A 13,320-nucleotide genomic window follows, 5' to 3' on the forward strand; every position below is an offset into this window, starting at 1 on the left:
ATGCTCCAGGGATCGCCATTCCGTTCACGAGGATTGGCGGATCTTTTCAAAAAATTCCTGATAGGCGGCGACAACCGGGCCTTCAGAGTATTTGTCGGTGAATTCCGCATGCGCATGCCCGACAAGTTCCTGACCAAGGCTGCGATCGTCCAACAGTCGCGCAATGGTGCGCGACAGTTCTTTAGCATTGTCGACAGGTGCCAACAGGCCGGTCTTGCCGTCTTCTATCAACTGACTGGGCCCTTGGGACGCTGCGGCAACGACCGGCACACCCTGTGCCCAGGCTTCCAGAACGATATTGCCCAAAGGCTCATGCCGCGACGAACAGAAGAAAATATCTGCCGCAGAAAGCAAGGCTGGTGTGTCTTCTCGCCAGCCCAGGAAACGCACCCGATTGCTGATGCCCAATTGCGCCGCCTGCTGCTTCAAGGCCTGCTCTTCCTTGCCATCGCCTGCGATCCACAAATACGCCTTTGGCAATTGCGCCAATGTTTCCAACGCCGTATCGAACCCTTTGTTGGGATGCAATCGCCCCAGGCACAACAGCAGCGGCGCGCCCTGGGGCGTATCGAATTCTGCGCGATCAACAGGTGGCATGCGGCGATCATCGACAAAGTTGGGCAGATACCACGCCCGCTCCTCCGGCCAGCCCTCCCGGATCAGATAGTCCCTGATATCATGGGTGTTGGCGACCAGATGATCACAGCGCTTATAGTTCTTCAGCTTGTAATAGCCGCCCAATCGACCGACCACCGTCCAATCCCCTTTTGGGGCAATCTTGGCAGCGCGATTCATCCAAACCAGCACTACATCCGGATTGAAGCTTTTCGCCAGGCGCTTAACGCTGCCCTTGGTAATCATGTCGAATTTCCCGGAAAAGGCCAGCTCCGTAACCGGGACGCCTGCCTCTATCAGGGTCTTGCGACGACCATCATGATGCCGAATGGCCGCTTGTTGCGGTGTCCCTGCGCGCGCCAGGGCACAGACCAACCGAACGAAAAAGGCCTCAGCCCCACCGGTTTGCGCCCCGGCCATCACTTGCAGAACGGATACAGACACTTGCTACTCTTTACCTCCGCTTGTCGGGATCCGAGGGATCGACATCAATTTGCCATTCCTCCTCATCCTCCGACGTCTCAGTGCTTGAATGCGAATCTTCCAATGCGTGGGATCTCTGTCGGGACAAATCGGGATCCCGCTCGTCAGAATCACCCTCATCATAGTCGTCGTCGTCTTCAGGTTCGTATTCGTCGTCACCCGGATCATCATCCTCATAAAGATCATTGTCGAAATGATAGAGGGTCGGGTCATTCCTGGCGCTGTCAAAAATGGACCCCAAAGATGCCCCTTTCGACTCAATGGGACGACATCCCGCCACAGCAAGGCCGGACAGGACGAACGCTGCCAAGACCCAACCCTGCCAAAACCCAAGGCCGGAAACAGCTATTGCCAGACCGGTTCCAATAACTGCAGCAGCAGCCGGCAGCCGCCATCCCTCCCGCGGGCCTTGAACACAGCGCAAAATCAGAAAGCAAACGCCCAGAATAGCCAGCATCAGGCCGACTATGCCTGTCCCCAACATCAGTTCCAGAAAAGCACTGGTCTGCACCGACGCGGTTGAAAAGGACTGTGCCCCATCCGCCGAGACAATTCCGGCGCCCCAGCCAAGCAAGGGCGATTCAGCCCAGGATGCCAGGCCGGCGCGCCACGCATCCACCTTGTTGGTGAGATAGGGAAAATTCGTGCCATTCTCCAGGATCCAGCCGTTCATGCGGTCCCCGTACAGCGTGACGGCAACGGCTGGACCAAAGCTCCACGCCAACAGGGCCAATAACAGCATCAGACGTGTCAGAACAATGGAGATAAAACACAACAAGAAACACACCAGACCAACAACCGACACAATCCGGGCTATCGGGCCGGCCGCGATCAACAGCACAGCAAGACAGATCACCAGCCACAGTGCCGCTTCTTTCCATCCATAGGCGCGCTGCACCAATGCCGCGACAGGCCACATAAAAATGCTCAGGAGGACATAGAGAATACTGAATTGTGGCCCATTGATTCGCAGAATACCACGCAAGGCACCATCGGATGCGGCTTCGAAAACCAGAATCGCAACAATCGCAAAGGCACCATACAATGTGGGAACAACCACCGCCGAATCCGATGTCAGATGACCGGCCAGAAAAATCGCAGGCACGCCTAATAAAACCGCCCCGCATAGCACAATCACGATTGGCGTTGTGATGTCCGGCTGGACAGACCAGAAAATACTGGCTGCCCCCCACAGCGCCAGGGCCAACGCGACCCAGCCCACGGTTCCCATCGCCCTGGGCAAGGTCAACAGATGCGTATATCCGCGAAAAATCGTAACAATACAGGCGCAAATCATAACCAGGATAACGCCATACCCTGCCCATCCTGGTGCCAGAACCAACCCGATCCAGGCCGCAACCAGCGCTGCGGCAAGAAACATGCGGCCATCCATGAATTGATCTGGGGGGCGAAGACTGCTTGGCTCTGTCATCAGCACGCGGACACTGGATCATCCGATTTTAAGGAGCGTCTGGGTCAGCCAGACGCGCGGGTTTCAGCGGGAGACTACAGATGCTCGTTTCCAGAGGCAAATTAATCCTTCCTTTTCGGGGTTGGAAATCTCGGATATACGCAAGGTTATGAGCGAAAACAGCACCACCAAGCGCAAGACACTCTCCTGCCTTATCGTCGCCCGGAATGAACAGGCGATGTTGCCGGACTGTTTGAAATCATTACGTTTTGCAGATCAGATCGTTGTTGTCCTGGACCGCACGACCGATGACAGCAAAGCGATCGCACACCAGGCCGGGGCCTTGATCATCGAAGGCAGTTGGCCGTCCGAAGGGGAACGACGCAATACCGGTATCGCGGCCTGCACCAGCGACTGGATCCTGGAAGTGGACGCGGATGAACGCGCAACCGAGTCGGTGGCCCAGGAAGTGACAGGTCTGATCCAGAGCAGCCCCGATGGATTATACCTGATCCCCATCCGTAACATGATTGGCGACCGCGAGGTTCGATATGGCTGGGGAGCCTATAATGGCGCGGCCTCTGCACCCCGTCTGTTTTCCAAGGGGGCCAAAATCTGGGGCCCAGAGCGAGTGCATCCGTCCCTGCAAACCGGGGCGCGGTTGGGATCGCTGAGCCATGGCTTGATCCATCTGGTGGATAAGGATCTGGCGGATATGTTCGACCGGATGAACCGCTACACGACCCTGATGGCCCAGGATGCGGTGGATAAGAACACCGTCCCGTCCCTCAGTTCCGCGCTGCGCCGAGTTCTGACGCGCGGCTGGAAATCCTATATTGCCCGCAAGGGATATCGCGAAGGGATCTATGGCCTTGCCCTGGCCTTTTTTGCGGCGGGCTATAGCCTGCAAATTCATTTAAAGGCGCGTGAGATCCTGGAACGCCAGAATCGCCAATAACCGCACCGTTATCCCAGCAGATCGGTGGCGCCAGCGATAACCTGATCGGTGGACAGACTTCCCATCAAACTGCCAACTGTATGCCGGTCGTAGCCTGAAAAGCCAATAAGTTCCGCCATGGTTTCCGGCGTTCGCAGAAAAGCAGCGCGCGGGCCGCGGGGCGCATACAGGGCCTCTTGCGACGGTCCAAACAGCCCCAAAGTCGGGGTGCCAACCGCGGCGGACATATGCATCAGCCCGGAATCATTACCAACATAAAGGGCCATTCGCGACATTGCCGCCGCAGCGGTCAGCAGGTCCACTGTTCCAACCAGATCAATGCGCCTGTCTTCCGGAACGGATTGCAGGACCGGCATTGCCTGTTGCCGCTCCCCCGGCCCACCGAAGACCGCCACTTTCGCCCTGGGCAACGGACCAGAAGGGCCGGTCAAAGCGTCAATCAAGGATACGAATCTGTCGGCTGGCCATATCTTTCCCTGCCAGTTGGCGGTCGGGCCTATTGCCAGTATTTTCCCATTTCCTGATCCAATCTTTGCCGCAGCCCGCTCTTCATGGTCAGGCGACCACCACATTTTTGGCAAGGGTGGATTATCTGCGCGCCCGACCATGCTGCCCAGAACATCGACGCGATGAATCGGCTGCACAGGCTTTGGCACGCGCAATTTTTCTTCCGCCCGCAATGCATTTAAAATGGCGGATCGGCGCAGGTCTACGGCAACATCCCATTTTCGCAGACCAACCGCCCGCCACAGACGCCACCAATGGCCATGAAACCGGGCTTTGTTCAGGACAATCAAACGTTCCAGCCCCGGCACGGCCTCAAACAAAGGCGCAGAGGCCGGGCCCGCCGCAATAGTCACGCGGATGCCTGGATCCCGATCGATCAAATGCGACAACAGACCGGTCGATAAAACCGCATCCCCAATTCGATTGGAGGTTATGAAAAGAAGGCGCATAGAGCTGTAACAGGCCTTTCCAGTGTCTGGATCCGGTGTCGGGAGGACCCTATACCCGCCTTGTCGCCGCTTGCCAACAGAACCGGTCATGCTTACCTGTGTAAAATAGCCGTTTCGCGTCAAGGAGAATGCGTCATGACAAATTTTGCCGAACTGACGGGCCGGGGTGTCATCACATTGTCCGGGACCGACAGGATCGCGTTCTTGCAAGGGCTGGTGTCCAACGATGTTGCCAAGCTGGACTCCGGGCGCGCCCTATGGTCGGCCTTGCTGACGGCGCAGGGAAAATTTCGCCATGACTTTTTCCTGATCGCCGATGGTGACAGGATCCTGATCGACTGTGAAGGCGGTGACCGTCTGATGGATTTGGGGCAGACGTTGCGACGCTATGTCCTTCGGGCCGATGCCAAATTGGGCGTAGAGCCAGCGCTGCACTGCTTTGCGATCTGGGGGGACGGATCAGACGCCCTATCACCGGATGGAACGGCAGAACCCGTTGCCGGGGGCATTTTGTTTGCGGACCCCCGCCTGCCCGCCATGGGATACAGATTGATCGCCCCGGCAGATATGGCGCGCCCGTGGTTGTTGCAGCACGGCGCGACAGAGCGCAGTCGCACGGATTGGGACGCGCACCGCATCCCACTGGGCATTCCTGACGGGGCACGGGATATTCAGCCCGATAAGGCAATCCTGTTGGAGCATGGATTTGATGAACTGAACGGCCTGGACTGGAAAAAAGGCTGTTACATGGGCCAGGAACTGACGGCCCGAACGAAGTATCGCGGCCTGACCAAAAAGCGTCTTTTGCCGGTCCGACTGTCAGGCGGCATACCCGAGGAAGGCAGTCAGGTCCTGACGCCAGAAGGAAAGGATGCAGGGACACTGTTCAGCATTGCGGGCGATTGGGGATTGGCCCTTCTGCGCCTGGATGCGGTCAGAAAAAAGGCGGCGCTGACTTCCGGCAGCACCGCCCTTCATCCACAGATTCCAGACTGGATAACCCTGTCGGATTAACCGGCCTTCAGCACGTCTTCCAAGGCTGCATTCAATTCTTTCACCGCATTGACGGAATGGTCGAACATGGCGCGTTCGTCCTTGTCCATGTTGATTTCGACAACACGTTCCACGCCATTTTCACCGATCACGACCGGCACGCCGACATACAAGCCATCCAGGCCATAAACGCCATCACAATAGGCGGCGCAGGGCAGAACCCGCTTCTTATCCAGCAGATAGCTTTCCGCCATGGAAATTGCGGAAGACGCCGGTGCATAAAAGGCCGAACCGGTTTTCAGCAGGGCAACAATTTCGCCGCCGCCGCCACGGGTCCGCTTGACGATGGCATCGATCTTTTCCTGGGTTGACCAGCCCATTTCGATCAGGTCCGGCACGGGAATGCCTGCAACCGTTGAATATCGAATCAGCGGCACCATTGTGTCGCCATGACCGCCCAGAACGAAGGCGGTGACGTCTTCCACAGACACATCAAATTCTTCAGCCAGGAAACAACGGAACCGCGCGCTGTCCAGCACGCCCGCCATACCAACGACCTTGTTCTCCGGCAGACCGCTTTCACGCTGCAGCAGGCCGACCATGACGTCCAGCGGATTGGTGATGCAGATAACAAAGGCGTCCGGGCAATGGGTTTTAATGCCCTCACCCACCGATTTCATGACCTTCGCATTGATGCCGATCAGATCGTCGCGGCTCATGCCAGGTTTGCGCGCAACACCGGCGGTAACGATAACCACATCAGACCCTTTCAGATCCGCATAGTCATTGGTACCTGACATTTTTGCATCAAACCCTTCAACCGGGGCAGCCTGCGCGATATCCAACGCCTTGCCCTGCGGCATGCCGTCGACAATGTCGAAGACGACGACGTCACCCAGTTGCTTCAGACCAGCCAAAAGCGCCAGCGTCCCACCAATATTCCCAGCGCCAACCAGCGCAATCTTGTTCCGTGCCATTATTTTACAGCCCTTTCGTTGCGACCCATGCCGCACTGCGTTTCATACTTGCAGTGTCCGCATGGTGTCATTTTTGGACGAAAAAATACTGCCTTGTTCCCTATCCGACACGGCAAGTCCGCGCAAGGCACAGCACAAGAAAAACCACACCCGACCGATCAATCCACCCAAAGGGACCCTAAAAGTTGATCATATGGCTATCTTAAATAGCAATATTTAATTTCATGTACTTATGAATGATTTTTTAATTGATTGTAAAATTTATCCTTCATATCGTCACGATTGAATAGTTCGCTAAATCGCTTTGGGGGGGTCCCAGATGGATAGATTCATAGCGGCTGAAACTCTGGCCTATTACCAGAATTTCAGCAGCAGAGACGCGCGCCTTGATCGGCAACGGGGGGCTGAAGACGGCTACCGGGAATTGCCAGCGGTAGAGGATACCGATTTCTCGCCGCATGAGGCATATCGCATTGCTGAAGCCCGGACTGCCTTGAACGAATACATCCGACGCATGCGCACCGAAATCGACAAAATCGATCTGCGCATCCGCGAATTCGTTTCGTTGCGCGATGATGATTACAGTTCACGGAAAAGCTCGCTGTATGTGGAAAAGCAATCCCGCCTGCAACGGGTGAATGATTTGGTTGGCAAGGGATCGCATCGCTATACGGAGTTGGTGCGGCAACGGGACGAGGCGAACCGAACTTATCGGGAGCGGGAACATGAATTTGGGCGCGCGCCCAGTTTGCGCATGCACGAGCCCATCATCGATCGCCCTTGGTTTTCATGGCTGTCTATCTACATTCTGGTATTGCTGTTTCTGGCGCTTCTGGAAGTGCCAGTCAATCAATTGGCGGTTCAGTTGTCCTTCGAATTTTCCGCCTGGATATCTTACATCATCGCCTTCCTGATCGGTGTCACCTTTATCCTGCAGGCCCATTTCCTTGGGGTGCAAATGCTGCGGTTTATCGCTGTATCTGGCTGGCGGAAGTTGTGGCATTTGGTCCTTATCCTGCTAACCCTGCTGCTGATGGCCACGATGATTCTGGTATTGTTCCAAATGCGCGGGGAAGTCACAGCAACGGTTGCCGCGCAATCTGCAATCATTCAGGTCCCAGGGGCAACACCCCCGCCCGAAATCGCCCAGGTGGGTGCAAGCAACTTCTTCTCAAACCTATTTGGAAATCTGTCCAACGCCCTGTTTGGCGACCCGACAGAAAGCAACTTTGCCCAGGTGGGTCTGCTGCTCTTGAACGGATTGGTTTTGTTAATCGGAACAGTTTTGTCCTGCCTGCGCCACGACAGAGAACCAGAGTTGGAACAAGCCTATTTGAAAAAGCGCCAGACGGAACGTGCCGTTGATTACTATATGCGCGATTTCAACCGCGATGCGTCCGACATAGAAAACGAGATGTCCAAACGGATATCGTCTGCAGAACGCCTGGCCGATCAGATCGATCAGGATATTCAGAAACTCGAAGAAGAGCGGATGCAACTGAAGCGCCAGATCGAAAACGATATCCGCACCGTCCTGAACATCTTGTCCCAACAGTTGACCGCCTATCAGGAGAGCAATGCCCAATCGCGCAAATCACAGCGGCCCGTCTATTTTGGTAATTTCGGATTGAGACTTCTGGGCGAGGAGGTATTGGTCGAATGACAATGTTACGCTCGTCCTTATTGGGCTTTCTGGCCCTTCTGGCTGGCATCAGCACCCCTGACACCGCACAGGCACAGGCGTTTTCCACCTATTGCGGTCCTGCCAGCCCGCCATCCCACACCCTGATGCTGATCGATCAAACCGAAAACTTTGACACCATTGATATGACGCGCTTTGCCGAAGGGTTTAACCGCATATTCCAGGAGTTGATTCCAGGCAACCAACTGGATATTTATCTGATCGCCGGTCAGCCCGGCGCTTTAACGCGTGCCTTTTCATCCTGCATTCCGGGCTGCCCCGACGAGATCGAATCCGGCAATTCCAACTGGCAACATATCTGTTCGAATGTTCTGATTCAGCGCGACAAACGCCTGTTTGTCGCCGCGTTTACAAAATTTATGAACGACCTGAACGCGGCGTCGGCGGTTTCTGATGCCACCCATCTGATCAACACTCTTGAGAATCTGGCCTATCAATATTCCGACAGCTCTATTAGCGACTTCTATATTTTCTCGGACATGCTGGAATATTCGCCGCTGAATTACAAAATCAACGCGTTTGATTTCACCGCGCGGCAAGCGCTGGAGCGCAAAGCACGGGGGGTTATTCCCGAAAATCACTTTCTGGCAAATGCGACTGTTACTGCCTTTGGTTTTGGCAAACGGTTGGGACAGCAGAGTCTGATCGAAGAAAAAGGATATGCCGCGGCCTTGCTGCCGTCCGGCACGGCGACCCAGTTTCGCGCCTTCTGGACCGATTTCTTCAAGACAACCATGCCAACAAAGGCATTCCGACTTTCCCTGGAATATTAAGAAGGGCAAACACAATGACGACCAAAGATCCAAATTTGTGCTTCGTGCTGGAACCCACACCGGTGAAACAGCGCGATGATGCGCATCCAGACGCCCTGACCCACGGAGACCTGAATACGATCTTCAATCAGATCATAGAGCCATCCATCACCGGGCGGGGCTTCAGGATTGTACGATCCTCACATATCACGCGGTCAGGCTATATGACGCGCGAACACAAGGATCATACGACAAAGGCTGCCCTGGTGATCGCCAATATCACCACCGCCGACCCGATTGTCATGTTCTGCCTGGCCCTGCGCTACAGCATGACAACCGCGAAGCCGAATCATTCCGTTATCGGTCTGCTGGATCGGGAACAGTTCAACATCTTTGACCTGCCCAGTGTCATCGTTGGGCCCATTCCCTATGGCCTGACCCCAGAACCCCATCTGGATGCCACGGCCAGCCAAGAGACCGATGTCGCCGACGCCATTCAAAGCGCGCGCAATGACCTGATCCATTCCGTCGGGCAGTTTATCGATTGGAGCAAGCCTGCGGGTGATCCCATCGGCCAGGACAGCGCCTATACCGCCGCGCATACCAAAGCCGAAAACACCGCAAAATACCCAGAAAGCGACAACTCTGACGATACCGACGCCTTCGACCGCTTCCTGAAAGCCCGCATCCGCGCCCTTCTGAATGAAGACAATACCGACTATGCCGCGCGAAAATTGCAACAACGCCTTTTCGATCATCGTTGAGGGTGAGAACGAGACTGTTAGTTATAAAGGATTGTGGTTATGGCAGAAACTGCGTCTGATCCAGCTTCAACATTTTATAAAAATCTGAGACTCAAAATCATGATCGTTGATCTGATCGGCTACGGGGCTCCAGTATTTTTCGCAATATACCTGACATTAAATTTTCATGAAAAAATATTAGAAATAATTCAAAATAATAATATAAATAGTTTATTGAATTTTGTAAGTGTAGATAATTCTATTCAGATGATAATTCATTCTATGTTTGGTGGAATATTTTTTGTTTTGTTATATTTATTAATTTTTTTGCTTTTGTATTATACAAATATAAAGCCAACTGCCGCCCTCGAAGATATAGATCCAAAACAGGCTTTATTTAATTGCGGCTGGTCTACAGATAAATTTTATTTCATTGGGTTTATATGCACTTTGGCTAGTTTGGCCTATGGATTCCTTCAAACAGGAATCGCAACATCACTGCTCATTAATCTGGCTGGCCAGAACGCTATACTAGGCAACAGCAACAGCACGGACGTTCGGTTAGCTTTTGGGGTAAAAATTGTTCCAATAGCGGGGGCGGCGATCATTTCAACGATCTTTGGCCTGATAACACGCAGCTTAATGGACAATATTGGATTCAACAATAATGACAAACATAGTTCAAATATATTGGACTGGAGTAATTTTTCTAAAACCAACTGGGCAAAGAATATCATAACTTTACTAAATCAGATAAAGGATTGTACGTGCAGAATGCATCCAGACGGAAGTCGTCCAAAACTTGTTCCACCAGAACAAAATTTATTACAAGCAACAAGAATTTCCAAAACAACACCTCATTTAAATTTATACGATCTAAATACACATAATGAGATATCAGATTTTGCATACTATGTAGTTCGCAAATGGGGCCACCGCAAAAACAAGGGTGACTTGTAAATGTCACGAATTGTAGAAAGCACTCTATCCGAACTTTCAATACTCCTTCTTTTTGTATTTGGAATTATTTCACTTTCCGGCACTGATTTTTTTACATCTTTCCCAAATAGTGCCACGGTTAACGGTAAATCCGCCCCATCTACTTTGCCGGTGAACCCGTCCGAAATTGACCTTGAAATAGAAAAATTAAGAGACAAAAGCATCCCAAAATCTTGCTTATACATAACGTTACAGCAAAGACCTTTCACCCGTAACTTTGGGGTAAATGACCCTAACACCAACAAAACATCATATTGGGTAGTCTTAAAGCCACGATCTGCATTTGTGATCGTTTGGAAGCGCGGAAATCTCTATTCAGTCGAAGACAATACCCAAACTTTTGGTCCCAGCGGAAACCCTAGCACTCATCACACAGTCGGTTCATTTCTTAAAATAGCGCCCGACTTTACTAATAAGATTAGAATGCTTCAGGCATTGCCAGCAATGCCTTGGCCCGACCTGCTGGGTAAACTAAATGAAATACATCAGACAACTATTGGACCAAATCAACAGGGCTTAGACTGTGCCATCCGATTTGATTTCCGAAATAAAATCAATCCTGTGTGCACAAACAATACATACTATAATTGTGAACCAGCACACTTCTACGCTGGATCATCGGCAGACATAGCCATCAGGAATAAAAACTTGGAACATCAGCAGATTATAATTGATATGATGCGCCTTAAATCTTCCCCCTTTTATCTAAATTCCGACATTCCAATCGGTCATCAAATAGCTGTGAACAATGGCATGTTTTAACAAACTGATTGTCTCTTTGTAACTACAGGTCTGGTTATTTTGTGGACGATAATGGTCGTATGGGCTAACAGCAGGAAACCGTTAAGAAAATGGACCCCCATGCTCCTGCTGCATCGCCTGTATGATTGGACGCTGTCTCTTGCCGCGCATCGACATGCGGTTTGGTGGTTGGCGGTGGTCTCATTTATCGAAAGTTCGGTCTTTCCGATCCCGCCCGATGTGCTGTTGATCCCCATGATCCTGGCGCGCCCGCATTTGGCGTTTCGGTTTGCATTGATTTGTACCATTGCCTCTGTGCTGGGGGGGATGGCCGGGTATGGGATCGGGCATTTCCTGTTCGAATCCATCGGGCGGCCGCTGGTCGCCCTGTATGGCGCGACAGAGGCGCTGCAGGGCATTCAGGGGGACTTTGCAGAAAACGGCTGGTGGATCGTCCTGGGCGGCGGTATGACCCCGTTTCCGTATAAGGTCGTCACCATCGCGTCTGGCGCATTGGGGCTGGATCCGTTGGCCTTTATGGCGTCTTCTATCGTGGGACGCGGGGCGCGGTTCTTCCTGGTCGCAGCCCTGTTATGGAAATTTGGGGCCCCCATCCGCGACTTTATCGAAACCCGACTGGGCTGGGTTGTCGCAGGGGCATTTGTACTCTTGATCGGTGGCTTCCTTGTGATCAAAGTGATCGTATGACAACGCTTCTGACCCGACTGCTGCCGCCGCAGCGTATCCCGATCGCCCTTGCCGTGTGTTCGGCACTGGTGCTGATAACGGTCAATATCTTCGAATATGGATTTGGCTATCTGCCCTGCCATTTGTGCCTGTATCAACGATTGCCTTGGTGGATCGCATTGGGGTTGTCATGTGTCGCCATCATGCTGTTGAAGCGCAGAGGCGTTCTGTCGCTGTTGATTTCGATCCTGGCACTGGTTGCAATTTTAATTGGTGCGGGACTGGGCGCCTATCACGCCGGTGTTGAATATCAGTTCTGGCCCGGACCATCTGGTTGCACGGGCGCACAGGCCTTATCCACCGGGCTGGCCGGAGCCATTCAGAATATTCAATCCGGCCCGCCGGCCCCGTCTTGTGGCGATCCCGCATGGACCTTGTTTGGCATTTCCATGGCGGGGTATAATTTTCTACTGTCGCTGTTTGTCGTCCTGGTGGGCGGTCTGGCGATTTGGAAAGGATTGAAACGCCCATGGCCCTTGAAAAACCCATGACCCGTGGCCCGAAATATCTACCCGGTGACAGCCGCAAGCGCGACGATGTGCATTCCATGTTGCGCGTAAATCTGGCGGGTGAATTTGGCGCCAAACGGATTTACGAGGGTCAGTTATCGGTTCTGGGAAAAGGACCCAAGGGCGATATCCTGCGTCATATGGCAGACCAGGAAGCCCATCACCTGGAAACCTTTGAAACAATGGTAGCACAGCGTCGCGTGCGCCCAACGGCCCTGCGCCCCGTTTGGCATGTTGCGGGCTATGCCCTGGGGGCAGGCACCGCCCTGTTGGGGGAAAAGGCCGCTATGGCCTGCACAGTCGCCGTTGAAGAAGTCATTGATGCCCACTATCAGGAACAGCTATCAGCATTAGGTCAGGACGAGCCGGACCTGAGCGCAAAAATTGAAGAGTTTCGTCTGGAAGAACTGGAACACAGGGACATTGGGTTGGACCATGGCGCGGCCCAGGCCCCGGCCTATTCTATTCTGACCGGTCTGATACAACGTGGCTCCCGCCTTGCAATCTGGTTGAGTGAGAGATTTTAACGCAGGTTGCACTTTACAATACATGTTTTTGAATTTGGTATGATAGAATACTTAAAATTCTTTGCATGCGGGGCAGAATGCAAACAAAAATCCGACTTTCAAACCTTAGATTCTCGCTACAGGTTCACCTAAGTACGATTTTTCTATTTGTTGTTATCTCCGTATGTTTGTTGATTGGCGCTATTTCCTACAATTACGCGCTGAAGC

Annotated in this window: 14 protein-coding genes; 10 read left to right on the forward strand and 4 right to left on the reverse strand. The window is 53.0% G+C overall.

The features are described from left to right. Positions 1–24: 24 nt before the first annotated feature. Complete coding sequence (locus tag ACOSDR_RS18210) at positions 25–1,059, reverse strand: glycosyltransferase (protein ID WP_420732137.1); 1,035 nt, start codon at positions 1,057–1,059, stop codon at positions 25–27. 10 nt (positions 1,060–1,069) lie between these two features. Then, entirely contained in the window at positions 1,070–2,479 is a 1,410-nt protein-coding gene (locus ACOSDR_RS18215; RefSeq protein WP_420732138.1) for an O-antigen ligase family protein, read from the reverse strand. A gap of 199 nt (positions 2,480–2,678) precedes the next feature. On the opposite strand from ACOSDR_RS18215, the gene ACOSDR_RS18220 reads away from it, so the two are divergent. After that, complete coding sequence (locus tag ACOSDR_RS18220; protein ID WP_420732139.1) at positions 2,679–3,467, forward strand: glycosyltransferase family 2 protein; 789 nt, start codon at positions 2,679–2,681, stop codon at positions 3,465–3,467. An 8-nt stretch (positions 3,468–3,475) separates the two neighbouring features. On the opposite strand, the gene ACOSDR_RS18225 is transcribed toward ACOSDR_RS18220, so the two are convergent. Further along, positions 3,476–4,513: a glycosyltransferase family 9 protein gene (locus tag ACOSDR_RS18225; protein WP_420732140.1), complete on the reverse strand. Its 1,038-nt coding sequence runs from the start codon at positions 4,511–4,513 to the stop codon at positions 3,476–3,478. 45 nt (positions 4,514–4,558) lie between these two features. Between ACOSDR_RS18225 and ACOSDR_RS18230 the strand changes: the two genes are divergently transcribed. After that, on the forward strand, positions 4,559–5,437 hold the full coding sequence (locus ACOSDR_RS18230) for a YgfZ/GcvT domain-containing protein (protein ID WP_420724641.1): 879 nt from the start codon (positions 4,559–4,561) through the stop codon (positions 5,435–5,437). Here ACOSDR_RS18230 and mdh read toward each other — a convergent pair. Beyond that, positions 5,434–6,393 carry a malate dehydrogenase gene (mdh, locus tag ACOSDR_RS18235; RefSeq protein ID WP_420732141.1) on the reverse strand — a complete coding sequence of 320 codons (960 nt, stop codon included), beginning with the start codon at positions 6,391–6,393 and terminating at the stop codon, positions 5,434–5,436. The genes ACOSDR_RS18230 and mdh overlap by 4 nt on opposite strands. Before the next feature lie 319 nt (positions 6,394–6,712). On the opposite strand from mdh, the gene ACOSDR_RS18240 reads away from it, so the two are divergent. From ACOSDR_RS18240 to ACOSDR_RS18275, 8 genes are all read left to right on the forward strand, one after another. Continuing rightward, entirely contained in the window at positions 6,713–8,056 is a 1,344-nt protein-coding gene (locus ACOSDR_RS18240; RefSeq protein ID WP_420724643.1) for a hypothetical protein, read from the forward strand. Next, a complete protein-coding gene (locus ACOSDR_RS18245; RefSeq protein WP_420724644.1) occupies positions 8,053–8,868 on the forward strand; it encodes a hypothetical protein in 816 nt (271 codons plus the stop codon). The genes ACOSDR_RS18240 and ACOSDR_RS18245 overlap by 4 nt, the downstream gene beginning before the upstream one ends. A gap of 14 nt (positions 8,869–8,882) precedes the next feature. After that, positions 8,883–9,611 (forward strand): hypothetical protein, encoded by a 729-nt coding sequence (locus ACOSDR_RS18250; protein WP_420724645.1) that lies wholly within the window; start codon positions 8,883–8,885, stop codon positions 9,609–9,611. 39 nt (positions 9,612–9,650) lie between these two features. Continuing rightward, the gene (locus ACOSDR_RS18255; RefSeq protein WP_420732142.1) at positions 9,651–10,550 is read left to right on the forward strand and encodes a hypothetical protein; all 900 of its coding nucleotides are present in this window, start codon (positions 9,651–9,653) and stop codon (positions 10,548–10,550) included. After that, a complete protein-coding gene (locus ACOSDR_RS18260; protein WP_420732143.1) occupies positions 10,551–11,351 on the forward strand; it encodes a hypothetical protein in 801 nt (266 codons plus the stop codon). Between the two features lie 99 nt (positions 11,352–11,450). Beyond that, positions 11,451–12,038: a YqaA family protein gene (locus tag ACOSDR_RS18265; RefSeq protein WP_420732144.1), complete on the forward strand. Its 588-nt coding sequence runs from the start codon at positions 11,451–11,453 to the stop codon at positions 12,036–12,038. Beyond that, the gene (locus ACOSDR_RS18270; protein WP_420732145.1) at positions 12,035–12,568 is read left to right on the forward strand and encodes a disulfide bond formation protein B; all 534 of its coding nucleotides are present in this window, start codon (positions 12,035–12,037) and stop codon (positions 12,566–12,568) included. Before ACOSDR_RS18265 ends, ACOSDR_RS18270 begins: the two co-directional genes overlap by 4 nt. Further along, complete coding sequence (locus ACOSDR_RS18275; RefSeq protein WP_420732146.1) at positions 12,547–13,113, forward strand: demethoxyubiquinone hydroxylase family protein; 567 nt, start codon at positions 12,547–12,549, stop codon at positions 13,111–13,113. The genes ACOSDR_RS18270 and ACOSDR_RS18275 overlap by 22 nt, the downstream gene beginning before the upstream one ends. The last annotated feature ends 207 nt before the right edge of the window (positions 13,114–13,320 follow it).

The sequence above is a fragment of the Hwanghaeella sp. 1Z406 genome, assembly GCF_048892425.1.
GTDB lineage: Bacteria > Pseudomonadota > Alphaproteobacteria > UBA8366 > Aestuariispiraceae > Pacificispira.

Coding starts and splice junctions, on each gene's coding strand:
- ACOSDR_RS18215 (WP_420732138.1), bottom strand. CDS start 2,479: ATGTTTCTTGCCGCAGCGCTGGTTGCGGCCTGGATCGGGTTGGTTCTG.
- ACOSDR_RS18220 (WP_420732139.1), top strand. CDS start 2,679: ATGAGCGAAAACAGCACCACCAAGCGCAAGACACTCTCCTGCCTTATC.
- ACOSDR_RS18225 (WP_420732140.1), bottom strand. CDS start 4,513: ATGACCGGTTCTGTTGGCAAGCGGCGACAAGGCGGGTATAGGGTCCTC.
- ACOSDR_RS18230 (WP_420724641.1), top strand. CDS start 4,559: ATGACAAATTTTGCCGAACTGACGGGCCGGGGTGTCATCACATTGTCC.
- mdh (WP_420732141.1), bottom strand. CDS start 6,393: ATGGCACGGAACAAGATTGCGCTGGTTGGCGCTGGGAATATTGGTGGG.
- ACOSDR_RS18240 (WP_420724643.1), top strand. CDS start 6,713: ATGGATAGATTCATAGCGGCTGAAACTCTGGCCTATTACCAGAATTTC.
- ACOSDR_RS18245 (WP_420724644.1), top strand. CDS start 8,053: ATGACAATGTTACGCTCGTCCTTATTGGGCTTTCTGGCCCTTCTGGCT.
- ACOSDR_RS18250 (WP_420724645.1), top strand. CDS start 8,883: ATGACGACCAAAGATCCAAATTTGTGCTTCGTGCTGGAACCCACACCG.
- ACOSDR_RS18255 (WP_420732142.1), top strand. CDS start 9,651: ATGGCAGAAACTGCGTCTGATCCAGCTTCAACATTTTATAAAAATCTG.
- ACOSDR_RS18260 (WP_420732143.1), top strand. CDS start 10,551: ATGTCACGAATTGTAGAAAGCACTCTATCCGAACTTTCAATACTCCTT.
- ACOSDR_RS18265 (WP_420732144.1), top strand. CDS start 11,451: ATGCTCCTGCTGCATCGCCTGTATGATTGGACGCTGTCTCTTGCCGCG.
- ACOSDR_RS18270 (WP_420732145.1), top strand. CDS start 12,035: ATGACAACGCTTCTGACCCGACTGCTGCCGCCGCAGCGTATCCCGATC.
- ACOSDR_RS18275 (WP_420732146.1), top strand. CDS start 12,547: ATGGCCCTTGAAAAACCCATGACCCGTGGCCCGAAATATCTACCCGGT.